The sequence below is a fragment of the Bifidobacterium sp. genome (assembly GCF_050874245.1).
GTDB lineage: Bacteria > Actinomycetota > Actinomycetes > Actinomycetales > Bifidobacteriaceae > Bifidobacterium.
The window spans coordinates 1-1824 of record NZ_JBNMKH010000169.1 but is presented as its reverse complement, the minus strand read 5'-3'; the positions used below and the strand labels follow the sequence as shown (position 1 = coordinate 1824).

Here is a 1824-nt window from a genome sequence, read left to right as displayed (position 1 = left end):
GACGTGGACAACCTCGTCAACACCATCCACGCCAACACCCACGGCGAATCCCAGGCAGCCACTGGCGCCGCCGCATCCAACCTCGACCTCTACCAGGTCAACAGCACCTACTATTCGGCGCTCGGATGCAACGACCAGCACTACATCGCCGCCCGCGCGGTGCAGTTCTTCCTGCCCGGCGTGCCGCAGGTCTACTACGTCGGCGCGCTCGCCGGCAAGAACGACATGGAGCTGCTGCGCAAGACCAACAACGGCCGCGACATCAATCGCCACTACTATTCCACCGCGGAAATCGACGAGAATCTCAAGCGTCCGGTGGTCAAGGCGCTGAACGCGCTCGCGAAGTTCCGCAACGAGCTCGACGCGTTCGACGGCACGTTCTCGTACACCACCGACGGCGACACGTCCATCAGCTTCACCTGGCGCGGCGAAACCAGCCAGGCCACGCTGACGTTCGAGCCGAAGCGCGGTCTCGGTGTGGACAACACTACGCCGGTCGCCATGTTGGAATGGGAGGATTCCGCGGGAGACCACCGTTCGGATGATCTGATCGCCAATCCGCCTGTCGTCGCCTGACGGAAAATTTCTTGCGATTACGTATTTTCTTGCGATTACGTACGGCCTTGCGATTGCGTTCCACCTTGCGGTCGCGCACCCGGTCCGTCGCACCCGGTCCGTCGGGCGGACGGCAGTGGCCGCACGTGTTGGTATCGTAAGTTGCGTTGAAGAATCGCCCGAATGCGCTGAAGCAATGCGTCCGGGCGATTTTCGTATGTGTCGCTCGTAGCGGGCGGGCGCATGCGTGGAGTATCGAAGCACATGAAACGCGACAAGCAGAAAACGCGATAAGCCAAGAAAACAGCAGATATGACCGAAGACAATCAGAATAACGAATTCAAACCGCAGCCGCTGCCCGGCCAGGTGTTCATCCGCCCGGGCATCGACGATCGCCCCGATTATGAGAAGACCCTGACTCCCGAAGCGAAGGCGGCCATGCGCCGGCTGTCGGTGCAGCAGCATCCGCGTATTCCGGAAGCGTCCAACGAGCGTCCGGAAACCCAGGCCGCGCGCATCGCATCGGAAGGTGGAGCGCCCCTAACCGCGGCCGCGCATCTTGACGTGGCTGTGCCGAACCTCGAATCGTCCTTCCTCGACCTGCGCGACCCGATGACCGCTCCGGACGGCACCAGGCCGACCGCAATGCAGGCCAACCGGCTCGTTGCGGGTTTTGCGCTTGGCTCAATGCTGCTGTCCGCTCCGATGGCGGCGTTCAACACGGTGCTCATTCCGCAAACCGTCAGCCGTTTGTCGGGAATCAACCGCGTCACGGATTTGGCGATGCTCGTCATCGCAGGTGCCATCATGACGTTCCTGCTGAACGCATGCATCGCCGTCGGTTCCGACCATTCCTACTGCCGGTTCGGGCGCCGTACGCCATGGATCGTCAGCGGCAGCGTATTGGCGGCTATCTGCATGGCGATTCTTTCCGCATGCGATTTTCTCCCGTGGGCCGTGTTCTTCTGGCTGGCCACGCAGGCCGCGTATGCGATGGCGGCTATACCGTTCGCCGCCGCGTTCGGCGAACGTGCGCCTGACAAGTTCCGCGACCGCGCCGATTCGTGGCACGGCAAGGGGCTGGCGCTTGGCCAGCTGGTCGGCGTCGCCGTGGCTGTTGCGCTGACGCCGCATGCCGGTGGCGAAGGTTGGGATGGCACTACGGGTTTCGCGATGCTGGTATTCGCGGGTTGGCTTGTCGTCGCGGCCATCGTTACGCTGTTGGTACTGCCGTTCGAAGGGGCCAGCAGCTACCTGCCGCGTAGGGAT

At 62.7% G+C, this 1824-nt stretch carries 1 protein-coding gene and 1 pseudogene; both read left to right on the top strand.

Translation table 11 applies throughout. The features are described 5' to 3' along the window. On the top strand, positions 1 to 576 hold a 576-nt coding region (locus tag ACR0P8_RS09570; protein WP_432624831.1), incomplete at its 5' end, for a sucrose phosphorylase domain-containing protein. Between the two features lie 291 nt (positions 577 to 867). Then, a pseudogene (locus tag ACR0P8_RS09565) lies at positions 868 to 1824 on the top strand (MFS transporter); the annotation flags it as partial.